This is a genomic window from Nonomuraea sp. NPDC005983 (genome assembly GCF_040614375.1).
GTDB lineage: Bacteria > Actinomycetota > Actinomycetes > Streptosporangiales > Streptosporangiaceae > Nonomuraea.
In genome coordinates this window covers 16672-31300 of record NZ_JBEXUP010000062.1, presented here as the reverse complement: position 1 = coordinate 31300, position 14629 = coordinate 16672, and the positions used below count along the sequence as shown (strand labels likewise).

The 14629-nt window shown below is 69.3% G+C and carries 12 protein-coding genes and 1 tRNA gene; 10 read left to right on the top strand and 3 right to left on the bottom strand.

Features of this window, described 5'->3' with window-relative positions:
* The first annotated feature begins 218 nt into the window (after positions 1-218).
* From ABZ297_RS25590 to ABZ297_RS25570, 5 genes are all read left to right on the top strand, one after another.
* A complete protein-coding gene (locus ABZ297_RS25590) occupies positions 219-695 on the top strand; it encodes a carboxymuconolactone decarboxylase family protein (RefSeq protein ID WP_355350775.1) in 477 nt (158 codons plus the stop codon).
* 30 nt (positions 696-725) lie between these two features.
* Complete coding sequence (locus tag ABZ297_RS25585; protein ID WP_355350773.1) at positions 726-2066, top strand: FAD-binding oxidoreductase; 1341 nt, start codon at positions 726-728, stop codon at positions 2064-2066.
* A gap of 84 nt (positions 2067-2150) precedes the next feature.
* Positions 2151-2987, top strand: coding sequence for an SDR family NAD(P)-dependent oxidoreductase (locus ABZ297_RS25580; RefSeq protein WP_355350771.1), 837 nt, complete (start codon positions 2151-2153; stop codon positions 2985-2987).
* A gap of 201 nt (positions 2988-3188) precedes the next feature.
* Positions 3189-4403, top strand: coding sequence for an FAD-dependent monooxygenase (locus ABZ297_RS25575; RefSeq protein WP_355350769.1), 1215 nt, complete (start codon positions 3189-3191; stop codon positions 4401-4403).
* 290 nt (positions 4404-4693) lie between these two features.
* Positions 4694-5428 (top strand): hypothetical protein, encoded by a 735-nt coding sequence (locus tag ABZ297_RS25570; RefSeq protein ID WP_355350767.1) that lies wholly within the window; start codon positions 4694-4696, stop codon positions 5426-5428.
* A gap of 66 nt (positions 5429-5494) precedes the next feature.
* On the opposite strand, the gene ABZ297_RS25565 is transcribed toward ABZ297_RS25570, so the two are convergent.
* Both ABZ297_RS25565 and ABZ297_RS25560 read right to left on the bottom strand, forming a co-directional pair.
* The gene (locus ABZ297_RS25565; RefSeq protein ID WP_355350765.1) at positions 5495-5659 is read right to left on the bottom strand and encodes a hypothetical protein; all 165 of its coding nucleotides are present in this window, start codon (positions 5657-5659) and stop codon (positions 5495-5497) included.
* A gap of 178 nt (positions 5660-5837) precedes the next feature.
* Positions 5838-5923 (bottom strand) — tRNA-Leu (locus tag ABZ297_RS25560).
* A 129-nt stretch (positions 5924-6052) separates the two neighbouring features.
* On the opposite strand from ABZ297_RS25560, the gene ABZ297_RS25555 reads away from it, so the two are divergent.
* From ABZ297_RS25555 to ABZ297_RS25545, 3 genes are all read left to right on the top strand, one after another.
* A complete protein-coding gene (locus ABZ297_RS25555) occupies positions 6053-7309 on the top strand; it encodes a M20/M25/M40 family metallo-hydrolase (protein WP_355350763.1) in 1257 nt (418 codons plus the stop codon).
* A gap of 159 nt (positions 7310-7468) precedes the next feature.
* Entirely contained in the window at positions 7469-8002 is a 534-nt protein-coding gene (locus ABZ297_RS25550) for a hypothetical protein (protein WP_355350761.1), read from the top strand.
* 200 nt (positions 8003-8202) lie between these two features.
* A complete protein-coding gene (locus ABZ297_RS25545) occupies positions 8203-10170 on the top strand; it encodes a chaplin family protein (protein WP_355350759.1) in 1968 nt (655 codons plus the stop codon).
* Between the two features lie 97 nt (positions 10171-10267).
* Here the strand turns inward: ABZ297_RS25545 and ABZ297_RS25540 are convergent, their stop codons facing one another.
* Entirely contained in the window at positions 10268-10453 is a 186-nt protein-coding gene (locus tag ABZ297_RS25540; RefSeq protein ID WP_350804996.1) for a DUF5703 family protein, read from the bottom strand.
* Positions 10454-10644: 191 nt separating this feature from the next.
* Between ABZ297_RS25540 and topA the strand changes: the two genes are divergently transcribed.
* Together topA and ABZ297_RS25530 are read left to right on the top strand one after the other, a co-directional pair.
* Entirely contained in the window at positions 10645-13329 is a 2685-nt protein-coding gene (gene topA, locus ABZ297_RS25535; protein ID WP_355350756.1) for a type I DNA topoisomerase, read from the top strand.
* Positions 13330-13343: 14 nt separating this feature from the next.
* Positions 13344-14579, top strand: coding sequence for a metallophosphoesterase (locus tag ABZ297_RS25530; protein ID WP_355350754.1), 1236 nt, complete (start codon positions 13344-13346; stop codon positions 14577-14579).
* Positions 14580-14629 lie beyond the last annotated feature (50 nt).

Genomic DNA, 14629 nt, shown 5'->3' with positions numbered 1-14629 from the left:
TCTCAACTGTCACACCCACCAGACGACGGGACCCGGCGTTTTGTGACACCGAGACGGTAGCCGTCCTTGTTGTCCGCTGCCGAATGACGTGACGCCGAGGCAGCGTCGCGAGTCACCTGTATGTGGCGCACGTCACGTCACGGCGCTGTCACAAGGATCGGGTCGTCGGCATCTTGTGTTCATTCAGCGCAACACGCAACGACACGAGGGACCGCATCATGGAACCCCGCTTGAACCTCTCCGGCAGCCCGCTCGCAGCCAAGTCCCTGAAGTACCTGGCCTCGGCCGGCAGGGTGATCGCCGAGGAGTCGACGCTGCCGACCGCGACCCAGGGCCTGGTGACGCTCCGGGCCAGTCAGATCAACGGCTGCGGCTTCTGCATCGACATGCACACCAAGGACCTCGCGCACGCCGGGGAGACCTCGGTGCGCATCAACCTGGTCGCGGCCTGGCGGGAGGCCACGGTGTTCACCGACGCCGAGCGCGCCGCCCTGGAGCTGACGGAGCAGGGCACCCGCATCGCCGACGCGGCCGGTGGTGTCACGGACGAGGCCTGGGCGAACGCCGCCAAGCACTACGACGAAGAGCAGTTCGCTGCCCTGGTGTCGCTCATCGCTCTCATCAACGCCTTCAACCGCCTGAACGTCATCGTCCGGCAGCCCGCCGGCGACTACCAGCCCGGCCAGTTCGGATAACCCAGGACTCTCCCACGTGGAAGGAACGTCATGAACTCAGCGCTTGAAACCCTTCGCCGTGACTTCGGCGGCGACATCATCGAACCGGGCGGAGCGGAGTACGAATCGGCCAGCCGCTCGGTGTTGGCTGCGGGTAGTCCGGCCTATGTGCTGCGGCCCAAGAGCGTCGCGGACGTGCAAGCAGGTGTCAGATTCGCTGCCGACGCAGGGCTTCTGCTGTCCGTGCGAGGCGGCGGCCATGGCTTCGCGGGCTTCGGCACCAACGACGACGGCGTCGTGATCGACCTCAGCAACCTCGCGAACGTGCAGATCGTCGACGACGAACGTCACCTTGTGCGGATCGGCGGCGGCGCCAACTGGGGTCAGGTCGCGGCCGTCCTGGCCCCGCGTGGCCTGGCGATCTCCTCCGGCGACACCAAGAGCGTCGGTGTCGGTGGGCTGACGTTGACCGGTGGCATCGGCTGGAAGGTCAGGAAGTACGGCCTGGCCCTGGACAGCGTGGTCGCGGCCGAGGTGGTCACGGCCGACGGAGAGGTCGTGCCTGCGAGCGCGGAGGAGAACCCGGAGCTGTTCTGGGCGATTCGCGGTGGCGGCGGCAACTTCGGGATCGTGACCGCCTTCGAGTTCGAGGCACACCCGACGACAGACATCTTCTACGGCAAGATCGCCTTCCCGGCGTCGGAGACGGCCAGCGTGCTCCAGGGCTGGGCGGACTACCTCCGCACCGCCCCCGAAGAGCTCACCTCCATCGCGAACTTCGCCAATCCCTTCGCCGGCGGGCCCGAGGCGCCGGTGGAGATCCAGGTCGCCTTTGACGGCGACGACCCGGAGCTCGCCGCGGCGGCGATCGACCCGATCCGCCGGCTCGGCACGGTGATCGACGACGATGTCGCGCTGAAGCCCTATGCGGACACGCTCGTGGACGGCGTGACCCCGCCGCCTGGCATCCAACTTGTCACCCGAAGCGCATTTGTCGACAAGGAATCGGTGTCCGAGGTCCTTCAGATCCTTGCTGAGGTCGGGGCATCGGAGCGGTCGCCGTTCATCGCCGTTCGCAGCGTCGGCGGTGCGGTATCCCGAGTCCCCGACGACGCCACCGCCTACGCGCATCGCCCAGCGGAGTTGATGTTCGTGACCACCACCGCGGGTCCAGGGCCGGTCGTCGAGGCCGCTCGTCCAGCTCTGGACGCGATCTGGCAGAGACTCGCACCTCACGTCGACGGCGCCTACGCCAACTTCCTCGCTTCCGCCACCGAGGAGGACGTCGCCGCGATCTATCCAAGGCAGACCTACAAGCGGCTCGCGGCGGTCAAGCGTCAGTACGACCCCGGCAATCTGTTCGCCCACAACCACAACGTCCGGCCTCAGTAGGCCACGCGGACGAGCAAAGCCGTCCGAGGCGCCCCGGCCAGTTCGGCCCTCTATCCCTCACCACAGGAAGAACGGAAAGACATCATGAGCAAGGTCTGGTTCGTCACTGGCTCGTCCCGCGGCTTGGGCCGCAGCTTCGTCGAGGCCGCCCTGTCGCGCGGCGACAAGGTGGCCGCGACCGCCCGGAACACCGAAAGCCTTGACGAGCTGGTCGCCGCATACGGCGACGCGGTGCTTCCGCTCGCGCTGGACGTGACCGACAGGGCCGCCGTCTTCGAGAGCGTGACGCGGGCCAAGGAGCACTTCGGCCGTCTCGACGTCATCGTGAACAACGCGGGCTACGGCCTGCTCGGCGCTGTCGAGGAGCTGTCCGAGCGGGAACTGCGCGACCAGCTGGAGACCAACCTGTTCGGCGTGGTGTGGGTCGTCCAGGCCGCGCTGCCCCACCTGCGCGAGCAGGGCGGAGGGCACATCATCCAGATCTCCTCAGCCGGTGGCCTCTTCGCGATGCCGCTCGGCGGCGGATACCACGCCTCCAAGTGGGCCCTCGAAGGCCTGAGCGAATCCCTCGCCCAGGAGGTCGCCGCCTTCGGTATCAAGGTGACCCTGGTCGAGCCCGGCTCCTACGCCACCGACGGGGCCGCCGGCGCCGTCCATGCCCAGGCCGACCCGCTCTACGACGGTTTCCGCGAGAGCTTCGCAGCGTTCGCGACGACGCTCGACTCCGGCGACCCGGCCGCCGCGGGCCGGGCGCTCCTCAAGATCGTTGACGTCGACAACCCGCCCCTGCGGGTGTTCTTCGGCACCCAGGGCCACCAGATGATCCCGCAGATCTACGCCGACCGGCTCAAGACCTGGGCCGACTGGCAGGACCTTTCGATGGAGGCCCACGGACACACCCCCGCAGCTCCGGCGGTCTGACCCGGCGACCCGGCCTGCGGGAAAGCGCAGAACACCCGCGGAAACCCCGTCCAGCAGGGCGACGGCCCCGCCCCACCCCCGAGCGCGCGTACGCCTCGGCGGGCGCAGCCACGTCCTCGGCGGCTGCGCCAGGGGCGGCCACACGCAGGAACGCCAAGTGACCAGAAGAACCAGCTCGTACAGGACAGAAAGGGAGTCGTCATGCAAGACACAACCGGTGGCCGCCGTGCACTGGTGGTCGGGCTCGGGATCGCGGGAATCGCCACCGCGCTACGGCTACGGCAGGTCGGCTGGGAGCCGGTGCTGGTCGAGCGGGCGCCCGCGCGCCGCTCGGGAGGGTACTTCGTCATGCTGTTCGGCACCGGCGTCGCCTCCGCTCGGCGCATGGGCGTGCTGGACGCCATCGGAGACCGCGGCAGCCCCCGGCTCACCTCCTATGAGGTGAACCGGGCCGGACGCCGTACCCCGGGGATGAACCCGGCGAGCCTGCCCGGCAGACCCCGGCAACTGCTGCGCGGCGACGTGGAACGGGGGTTGTTCTCCGCGCTGCCGGACGATGTCGAGATCCGGTACTCCACCGTGCCCACTCGCATCACCCAGGACGACTCCGCCGCCGAGGTCACCCTGCACGACACCGCCTCGGGCACCGTCGTCACCGAGCGCTTCGATCTGGTGGTGGGCGCCGACGGTCTACGCTCCACCGTACGCAAGCTGGTCTTCGGCCCGCAGGACTACCTGCACCCGCTGAACTACATGATCGCCGTCACTCTGCTCGACGAGCCGATCGAGGGCTTCGGCCTGCACAAGGGCCTGATCCTGGCCGAACCGGGACGCTCGGCATGGACCTTCCCCTTCCACAACCACCCGCCGAGCCTGCTGTTCTCCTACCGCACCGGCGACATCGACGCCGAGTTCGCCCGCCCGCCGATCGAGTCGATCCGCGCCGCCTTCGGCCCGCAGCCCGCGGGCCCCCTGCTGGAGAGCTTGTTCACGCGGTTCGAGCAGGCCCCGGAGTTTCTGTTCGACTCCGTACAGCAGGTCAAGATGCCGCGCTGGCACCGGGGCAGGGTCGTCCTGGTCGGCGACGCCGCCTGGTGCGTGACCCTGTACGCGGGCATGGGCGCCTCCAGCGGCATCGCCGGAGGCGAACTGCTGGGCACCATGCTGCAACGCCACCCCGACGACCTGCCCGGCGCGCTGCGGGCGTGGGAGGCCCGGATGCGGCCGTTCATCCACACCGAGCAAGGCTCCGCGCTGACCATGCGCAGGCTCTTCACGCCCCACGACCGCAAGGAACAGATCATGCGCACCGCGATGCTGCGTCTCATGCGCGCGCCGGTCATCGGCCAGACGGTGGGCAAGATGATGAACGGCGCCGACATGGAGCACAAACAGCTCGACATCGCCGCCGTGTGACTCGACTCCAGCGCGAAAGAACAGGACAGCCCAGGTGAGCCAGCTGATCGAACACCACTCGCGGCACCTGCGTCCGAGGGGGGATTTGAACTCTCGGCACCCGGGGGACCTTGAAGGACATCCGGATACCTAGAAACTTGCCGTGAGCTTGGCAGCCGGGGCGATACAGTCCACACGTGCGTTGATCTTCAGGGCGGCGGCTGAGTGCCGCCGCAGGCGGTGCGGGCGACCCTGACAGATGGAGCCGCCTCGAACAGGCATAGCCGTCACATCCCACCGGAGATCACACGATGCCCGCTCAGCAGCCCCTCACTTACCACGCGTTCGTTGAACTCGCCGCCGCCGACCCCGCCGTCGTCGGACTCGTCCTCAAGGGCTCTCACGCCCACGACATGATCACCGAGCACTCGGACCACGACCTGTACGTCGTCCTCGCCGACGGCGTGACAACGGATCTCACTCGGTTCATGGGCCACCGCACTCCCGAACTCGACCTCGTCATCATCTCTCTCGCCGAGTTCCGCGCGGCCGGAATGCCCGGCTTCGAGCGCTACGCCCTTGCCCGCGCCAGGATCATGCTCGACCGGCTCGACGGAGGCATCGCCCAGATCCTGGCCGCCAAGGCACGGCTCGACGCCGATGAAGCATTCAGGGACTGCGGTGAATGGCTCGACGCCTATGCCAACTCCCTCTACCGCTCCGTCAAGAACGACCGTGACGGACATTCGCTCGCCGCCCGCCTCGACGCCGCCGACAGCATCCGGTTCCTGCTGGAGTTGCTCTTCGCTCTCGACCGTCGCCCCCGCCCCTACAACAAGTACCTGGAGTGGGAACTCGCCCGATACCCGCTGCCCGGCTGGGACACCGGCATGCTGCTGGACGCCGTGGATCGCATCTCACGAATGGGAGACGTGCTCATGCAACGGCGCCTCTTCGCCCTTGTCGAGGCAGCCGCCCGGCACGCCGGCCACGGCGCAGTGCTGGACGCGTGGGGCGAGGACCTCGACCTGATGCGACCGCAATAGGGGATATCGCGAAGGCCCCGCGCAAATGCGGCACCGCCAGAGATTTTCGTGACAGGTCCTTCGTCGTCAGCCATCCACGGCTTGGATCGCCTTGGTGATCAAAGCGCGGGCGGCTTTGCCGTACACCGCCAGGGCGGCCAGTTCGGCGAACGCCCCGGCGTACAGGGCGATCTCGTGGGGCTGTGTGACCGTCAGATGGCCGGAGACGAGCGGTAGGCGGAGACTCCTCAATGACCGCCCTGCAACGATCAGCGGACATCGCTGCCGCGAGCCTCGCGCTGGTGCGGGTCCGTACGTCATCGCGTGGTCTGGCGAAGCCATCGAACACCATCAGTATCACGGCTCGTTCTGGTGGCGAAAAAGCAAAAGCCCCGAGCCTGTGACCTGCACAAACTCGGGGTCTCCTGGGTGTCCGAGGGGGGACTTGAACCCCCATGCCCCGCAAAGGGCACTAGCACCTCAAGCTAGCGCGTCTGCCTATTCCGCCACCCGGACTTGGTGCCTGCACGCGGGACCGTCATCCCGCGTCGGCTCCGTAAGGTTAGCAAACTCTGAGGGGTGCGTCATACCTGTAATCCGGGAGGGGAGGATGAGGGCAGGCCGTACCCGAGCTAAGGAGCCGTCATGGACGAGGTTGTCGACCTGTGCCGCGATCTGATCCGCATCGATTCGACCAACGCGGGCGACAACGCGGGCCCGGGTGAGAGGGCGGCGGCCGAGTACGTGGCGGAGAAGCTGGCCGAGGTCGGGCTGGAGGCGACGATCCTCGAGAGCGATGACCGCCGGGCGAACGTGATCGCCCGGATCGAGGGCGCCGACCCGGGGCGTGACGCGCTGCTGCTGCACGGGCACCTCGACGTGGTCCCGTTCGACGCCTCCGACTGGAAGCACCACCCGCTGGAGGGCGAGGTCTCCGAGGGGTGCGTGTGGGGGCGCGGCGCGGTCGACATGAAGGACATGGACGCGATGATCCTGGCCGTCGCCCGCCAGAGGTTGCGGGAGGGCCGCCGTCCGAGCAGGGACGTCGTCCTGATGTTCACCGCCGACGAGGAGGCCGGCGGGGTGTACGGGGCGAACTTCCTGGTTGACGAGCACCGGGGGCTGTTCGAGGGCGTCACCGAGGCGATCGGGGAGGTCGGCGGGTTCAGCGTGTCGGTGGGCGAGGACCGCAGGCTGTACCTGATCGAGGCGGCCGAGAAGGGCATGGCGTGGATGCGGCTGACCGCCACGGGCCGCGCCGGACACGGGTCGATGCTCAACTCGGACAACGCCGTGACCGAGCTGGCCGAGGCCGTCGGGCGGTTGGGGCGCTACGAGTGGCCGGTGCGGCTGACGCCCACCATGCGGATGTTCCTGGAGGAGGTGGGCGGTGAGGAGGCGGTGTCGGGGCTGGGCCCGCTGTCGCGGATGATCGGCGCCGCCCTGCGCAACACCGTCAACCCCACCATGCTGGACGCGGGCTACAAGTCGAACGTCATCCCGCAGACCGCGTCGGCGGTGATCGACGGGCGGTTCCTGCCGGGCTTCGAGGACGAGTTCTTCGCCACGGTCGACGAACTGCTCGGGCCGAACGTCACTAGGGAGTTCGTGCAGCACCAGGTGGCGTTGGAGTTCGGCTTCGAGGGGCCGCTGGTGCGGGCCATGACCGAGGCGCTGCAGGCGGAGGACCCCGACGGGCGGGCGGTCCCGTACACGATGTCGGGCGGCACGGACCTGAAGGCGTTCAGCAGGCTGGGCATCAAGGGCTACGGCTTCGCGCCGCTCAAGCTGCCCGCCGAGCTGGACTTCTCAGGGATGTTCCATGGGGTGGACGAGCGTGTCCCGGTCGATTCGCTCCAGTTTGGGGTACGAGTGCTTGACCGATTCCTGGATCTCTGCTGAAAACCCCTTGCGGCCACCTTGAGTGCTGCTACGGTTACGGACCGTTGAGGGGTGGTCCGCAGACCGGCCTCACACTCTGAGGCCGGTTCTGGAGGAGGTCACGTGGCACGATCGACGCGGCGACAGAGGGATACGTCCCTCGCCGCGTGGTGCGTGCCCGTGACCGACTCGACAGAGCACACGATCATCGAACGGCCACGCCGGATGGCGCGGTTCGCGGCCGGTGCCCGCCAGGCACTGGCGCGAGCGGCCGCGCTGGGAGCCCTGGTGGCCGCCGGGTGGTTGCTCGCCGTTCTCTTCGGGATGATCTCCTCCTCTCCGGCCGCCGCGGAGTCCACCGCGGCGACAGAAACGCCCCATGCCGTCACCGGGCCCATCACGGGCGATTTCCCCACGGCAGGCGGCAAGGTTTCGGCGTCCGACAACGCCGAGGCGATGGCGGGGCTGACGGTCGACGGGCTGACCAGCCAGTCCGACCCCGGCCTGCCACAACCTTCCACCGCGAGCAAGATGTTGGGCACCAACGGTTTGGCACCCAACGGCGGTGGCAGCGGCCCCTTCGGGCCGGGTATGGGGGACATTGCGAGGTCCTTCGTTAATCCGCGTCTCGCTGCCACGCCCGCCCCTCTGGCGTGCGTGCTTCCCCCCGTCGTCCGCACAGCGGCTGACGACCCTTCTTTCTCACCTGACTGATCCCCGCCAGGACATTCCGGCTGTTCACCAGCCGACGGTGGAGCGTGGCCATATCCCCTCCGCCAGCGGGTGACACATCAGTCACCGATTCACGACCCCGAGGTCTCCGCTGTGCGCGGCGCATCCTGCGCCCCCGCATGTCCTCGGGCTGCCCGTGAACCGTCAGGTAATCCCCCCAAGAGCATCAAGGAGCGTTCATTATGCGTACGTGGGCGAAGGCTTCTGCCCCGGTGGCCCTGCTGGCCGTGGCGGCCATGTCTTTCGGCGGTGGCACCGCCATGGCCGACACCTCCGGTGACTCCTCTGTCGGCGGCGGCAACCAGATCAACCTGCCCATCTCCCTGCCGATCGACATCAGCGGCAACGCCGTCGGTGTCGCCGGCGAGTCCCACGCCTCCTCCCAGGGGGGCGCGAGCGTCACCAACACCGGTAGGGGCGGCATCCCCAACAGGACGTCCGGCGACCACAGCGTGCTCGGCGGCAACCAGGTCAACGCCCCGATCAGCGCGCCGATCAACGCCTGCGGCAACGCGGTCTCGCTCTTCGGCAGCTCCGACGCGGGCTGCAAGGGCGGCGCCGCGGTCCACAACTCGGGCAAGGGCGGCGCGGGCGGCAACCGCACGTCCGGCGACCACAGCGTGCTCGGCGGCAACCAGGTCATCGCGCCGATCACCGCCCCGATCAACGCCTGCGGCAACGCCGTGGCGATCTTCGGTGAGGCGACCGCGGGCTGCAAGGGCGGCGCCGAGGTCAAGAACTCCGGGGTCGGCTCTGGCGGCAACCGCACGTCCGGCCGTGACTCGGTTCTCGGCGGCAACCAGGTCATCGCGCCTATCAGCGCCCCGATCAACATCTGCGGCAACTCCGTCGCGGTCCTCGGCGAGGCGTTCTCGGGCTGCAAGGGCGGCTCGTCCGTGCACAACGGCGGCAGGCCGCCGCACGGCTACCAGGGCGGCCACGGGTGGGGCCGCTCGACGGGCAACGACACCGACGGACGCTTCGGCGTGGGCAGCGGCAACCAGGTCATCGCCCCGATCAGCCTGCCGATCACGGCCTGCGGCAACGCGGTCGGCAACGGGCAGGCCGGGTGCCAGGGCGGCGTGAGCGTCGAGCGCGGCGCCGGAGGGCCGGGCGCGGGCGGCAACCGCACGTCCGGCCGTGACTCGGTTCTCGGCGGCAACCAGGTGGTCGCGCCGATCACGGCGCCGATCAACGTCTGCGGCAACTCCGTCGCGCTGATCGGCGAGGCCTTCTCCGGGTGCCGGGGCGGCGCGTCCGTGCGCGACGGCGGCCGGGGCGCGGGCGGCAACCGCACGTCCGGCCGTGACTCGGTGCTCGGCGGCAACCAGGTGGTCGCGCCGATCACCGCCCCGATCAACGCCTGCGGCAACGCGGTGGCCGCGCTCGGCCTGGCCGAGGCCCACTGCAAGGGCGGGGCCAGTGTCTCGCAGAACGGCGGCGTCGGCGCGGGCGGCAACCGCACGTCCGGCGAGCACAGCGTGCTCGGCGGCAACCAGGTGGTCGCGCCGATCACCGCGCCGATCAACGTCTGCGGCAACGCGGTGGCCGTCCTGGGCGACGCCGCCGCCGGGTGCCTCGGCGGCGCCCACGTCGGCAGGCCGGGTCACGACGGTCACGACGGCTACACACAGTGGATGCGTGAGAGCGGCAAGCTCGCGGCGTCCAAGACCAGTGGGCTGCTGCCCGCCGTCCCGGGGCTGCCGGGCAACGTCGCCCAGCAGAAGGGCGGCTCGGGCCTGCCGGCCCTGCCCGTCGTCGGCGACGTCCAGGACTCCTTCGGCCTGCCCGAACTGCCAGGGCTCCCCGGCCTGCCCGGCCTGCCCGGCCAGCCCGGCCAGCCCGCCGCTCCTGCCAAGCCTGCCAAGCACGGCAAGGCTCCGGTCACCAATGTCGCGGGCGTCAACGGCCCGGCGTCGGCCCTCGCCCCGGCGACCTCGCTGGTCAAGTCCACCCCCGTGGGCGGCGCGGTGACGTCCGCCGCCGGTGGGCTGCCCGTCGGCGACCTGGGCCTGATGAGCGCCGCTCAGCCCGCGGGCGTGACCGGCATGAACTCGAGCTCCCTGTTCGCGCTGGTGATCGGCGGCATGCTCGCCGCCTCCGCGACGCTGTTCGCGACCACCCGCCGGTTCCGGCTCGGCCGGAAGTAGCCAGGACTGCGGGCGCTCACAGCCTGTGAGCCGCCTGCGCCAGACGCTTTGCCCGTTCCGGGGGCGCGGCCCGGGGCGGGCAAAGCCATGCCAGGGGTCACAGCGTGCTGCGCACCCGTATGATCTTGCGGCGCAGCCGTACGTACCGGCTACCGTCGGGGTGCAGCCGCACGCGTGAAAGCTCCCACTGGCCGTACTCTGCGTGTTCGGTCAGCAGCTGACGTGCTGCTTCACGCGTCGTGTCGCGCGGTATGAAGATATCCATGTAGGAGTAGTCGTGCACAACGATTAGTCTCCAGGGTGAGTCAGGGCGCCATGCCGCTCGTTGGGGCTTATTCTGCGTGCTTGTGGGTGGACCCGAAAGGCAGTGGGTAGCCCCGGGGGAAGGAAATTTGCGCGAGTCGGGTTACCTTTCAGATCGGTGCCGGCTCCCGGCAGGGGGAATAGCAAGCGAACAGCGAGGTAGGAAGCAGCGTGCCAGCCAAGAACGGCAGCGCCGGCGGAACACGCCTGGTCATCGTCGAGTCGCCCGCCAAGGCGAAGACGATCGCCGGGTACCTCGGCCGCGGCTACATCGTCGAATCGAGCATCGGCCACATCCGTGACCTGCCGGAGAAGGCCGACGACATCCCCGAGAAGTTCAAGGGGGAGGCGTGGGCACGCCTCGGGGTGAACGTCGAGCACGAGTTCGAGCCGCTGTACGTCGTCAACCCCGACAAGAGGTCGCAGGTCAGCAAGCTGAAGCAGCTGCTCAAGGACGCCGACGAACTCTACCTGGCCACTGACGAGGACCGCGAGGGCGAGGCCATCGCGTGGCACCTGCGCGAGGTGCTCAAGCCGAAGGTGCCCGTCCACCGGATGGTGTTCCACGAGATCACTCCGCAGGCCATCCGCGACGCCGTGTCCAACCCGCGTGACCTGAATCTGCGTCTGGTCGACGCCCAGGAGACCCGGCGCATCCTCGACCGGCTCTACGGCTACGAGGTCAGCCCGGTCCTGTGGAAGAAGGTCAAGCCGCGGCTGTCGGCGGGGCGCGTGCAGTCGGTGGCGACCAGGCTGGTCGTGGAGCGCGAGCGGGAGCGCCTGGCGTTCACGACCGCCCATTACTGGGACCTTCAGGCGCTCTTCGACACCAACAAGCCCGAGGAGCGCCCGAGTGACTTCACCGCGACGCTGACCTCGGTCGCCGGCAAGCGGGTCGCGCAGGGCCGCGACTTCGCCAGCACCGGCCGGCTCAAGACGAGCGACGTGCTCCACCTGTCGGAGGCCGCCGCAGGCGAGCTGGCGGGCAGGCTGGAGGGCGCGTCGTTCGCGGTCAAGTCCGTCGAGCGTAAGCCGTACACCCGCAAGCCGTACGCGCCGTTCCGGACGACCACCTTGCAGCAGGAGGCCAGCCGCAAGCTCGGCTTCTCCGCGAAGTACACGATGCAGGTGGCGCAGCGCCTCTACGAGAACGGTTTCATCACCTACATGCGTACCGACAGCATCACGCTGTCGGAGACCGCGGTGGCCGCCGCCCGCTCGCAGGCGATCAAGCTGTACGGCTCCGCGTACGTGCCCGACAAGCCGCGCGTCTACAGCAGCAAGGTCAAGAGCGCTCAGGAGGCGCACGAGGCGATCCGGCCGTCCGGGGAGGAGTTCCGCACTCCTGGCGAGACCGGGCTGTCCGGCGACATGTTCCGGCTGTACGAGCTGATCTGGCAGCGCACGGTCTCGTCCCAGATGAAGGACGCGGTCGGCGAGTCGATCTCGGTGAAGGTGGCGGGCAGGTCGTCCGCCGGCGAGGACGTCGAGTTCAGCGCCTCCGGCCGGACGATCACGTTCTACGGGTTCCTCAAGGCGTACGTCGAGGGGGCCGACGACCCGTCCACCGACCGCGACGACTCCGAGAAGCGGCTGCCGAGCCTGGCCGAGGGCGACGCGCTGGCCCTGTCGCGGCTGGACGTGGCCGCGCACTCGACCAAGCCGCCCGCCCGTTACACCGAGGCGTCGCTGGTCAAGGAGCTGGAGGACCGCGAGATCGGGCGTCCTTCGACGTACGCGTCGATCATCGGCACGATCCTCGACCGCGGGTACGTCTTCAAGAAGGGCACGGCGCTGGTGCCGTCGTTCCTGGCGTTCGCCGTGGTGAACCTGCTGGAGCAGCATTTCGGCAACCTGGTCGACTACGACTTCACGGCCGAGATGGAGAAGGTCCTCGACGACATCGCCAACGACCGGGCCGAGCGGGTTCCCGAGCTGCAGCGTTTCTACTACGGCGGCGACGGCGACGAGGGCCTGAAGGAGATGGTCACCGACCTCGGCGACATCGACGCCAAGGAGATCAGCTCGTTCCCGATCAAGGGCACGGACATCGTCATCCGGGTCGGGCGGTACGGCCCGTACCTCGACAGGGATGGCGCGCGGGTGAACGTCCCGGAGGACATGACGCCCGACGAGCTGACCGCCGACAAGGCCGAGGAGCTGTTCGCGCGCCCGACGGGCGATCGCGAGCTGGGGCGCGACCCGGAGACCGGGCACGTGATCGTGGCGAAGGACGGGCGGTTCGGGCCGTACGTCACCGAGATCCTGCCCACGCCGGAGGAGGAGACCCCGAAGAAGCGGACCCGCAAGGCCGACGCCCCCAAGCCGCGGACGAGCTCGCTGTTCAAGTCGATGTCGCTCGACACCGTGACGCTGGACGACGCGCTCAGGCTGCTGTCGATCCCGCGGGTGGTCGGTGACCTCGAGGGCGAGCAGGTCGTGGCGCACAACGGGAAGTTCGGGCCGTACCTGAAGAAGGGCACCGACTCGCGGTCGCTGACCTCGGAGGAGGACCTGTTCACCGTCTCCATCGAGCAGGCCAAGGAGCTGTTCGCGCAGCCCAAGCCGCGTGGCAGGGGCCGGGCCGCGGCCGCCGCGCCGCTGCGTGAGCTGGGCGAGGACCCCAACTCCAAGAAGCCTGTCGTGGTGAAGGAGGGGCGTTTCGGCCCTTATGTCACCGATGGGGAGACGAACGCGTCGCTGCGCAAGGGCGACACCGTCGAGGACATCACGATCGAGCGGGCGGCCGAGCTGCTGGCCGAGCGTCGCGAACGGGCTCCCGCGCCGAAGAAGACGACCACCAGGAAGGCTCCTGCGAAGAAGACGCCTGCGAAGAAGGCGTCGGCCAAGTCGTAAGTAGCATGGTCCACGTGGTCTGGGTCTTCGTGGTCTCGGTCGTCGTCCTGGTCTTCGCGGTACACCTGTACCTGTGGCAGCGGCTGGTGCGGTCCACCACCCGGCCAGGGCGCCTGCGCACGGCGCTGACCTGGGGGCTCGTCGGCCTGGTCCTGCTCGTCGTCGCGACGTTCGCAGGGCAGCGCCTGGAGATGGGGCGGTGGCTGGCCTGGCCGGGGTACCTCTGGGTGGCGATCATGTTCTACCTGGTGGTGTTCCTGCTGGTGCTGGAGGTGCCGAGGGCGGTCGCGTGGCTGGTGCTGCGCAGAGCGGCGCGCCCGAAGGCCGTCGTGGAGTCGCAGGCCGTGGCGGTTGCGGCGGGTGGGCCGCCCGCCCCGGTCGCCGAGGCTCCGGTCGAGCCGGTCCCGCCGTCCATGGTGAGCCGGCGGCTGTTCCTCGGGCGCGCCACCGCCGCCGTCGCGGGTGTGGGCGCGCTGTCCACGGTCGGGTACGGCGTGCGCACGGCGCTGGGCGACCCCGTGATCGAGCCGGTGCGGATCACGCTGCCCAAGCTGGACTCCCGGCTCAGCGGGCTGCGGTTGGCCGTGGTCAGCGACATCCATCTGGGGCCGATCACCGGTATCGGGCACACCGAGCGGATCGTCCGGATGATCAACCAGCTGCGTCCGGACGTGGTGACGATCGTCGGCGACCTCGTCGACGGGAGCGTCGCCGAGCTCGGCGCGCTGGCCAGGCCGCTGCGGAGCCTGGAGTCGCGGTACGGCGCGTACTTCGTGACGGGGAACCACGAGTACTACACGGCGAACGGGCCGGGGGAGTGGGTGGAGGAGCTCGACCGGCTCGGGGTGCGGTCACTGCGGAACGAGCGGGTGGAGATCCGTCACCAGGGCGCGGTGCTCGACCTGGCGGGTGTGAACGACCTCGGCGGGGCCGCCATGAACGAGCCACCGGACTTCGAGAAGGCGCTCGGCGGGCGCGACACCTCGCGCTCCACGGTCCTGCTGGCCCACCAGCCGGTGCAGGTCGAGCAGGCCGCGCGCTACGGCGTGGACCTCCAGCTGTCAGGCCACACGCACGGCGGGCAGATCGCGCCGTTCAACCTGATCGTGCCGTTGCAGCAGCCCGTGGTGTCGGGGCTGGCCACCGTCGACGGGGTGCAGGTGTACGTCACGCGAGGGGCCGGGTTCTGGGGGCCGCCGGTGCGGGTGGGCGCGCCTCCCGAGATCACGCTGGTGGAGCTGCGTTCCTGACGTTCCGTGCGCTGATGTTTCCTCTCTGTAGTATCCTTTGGGATACCTGG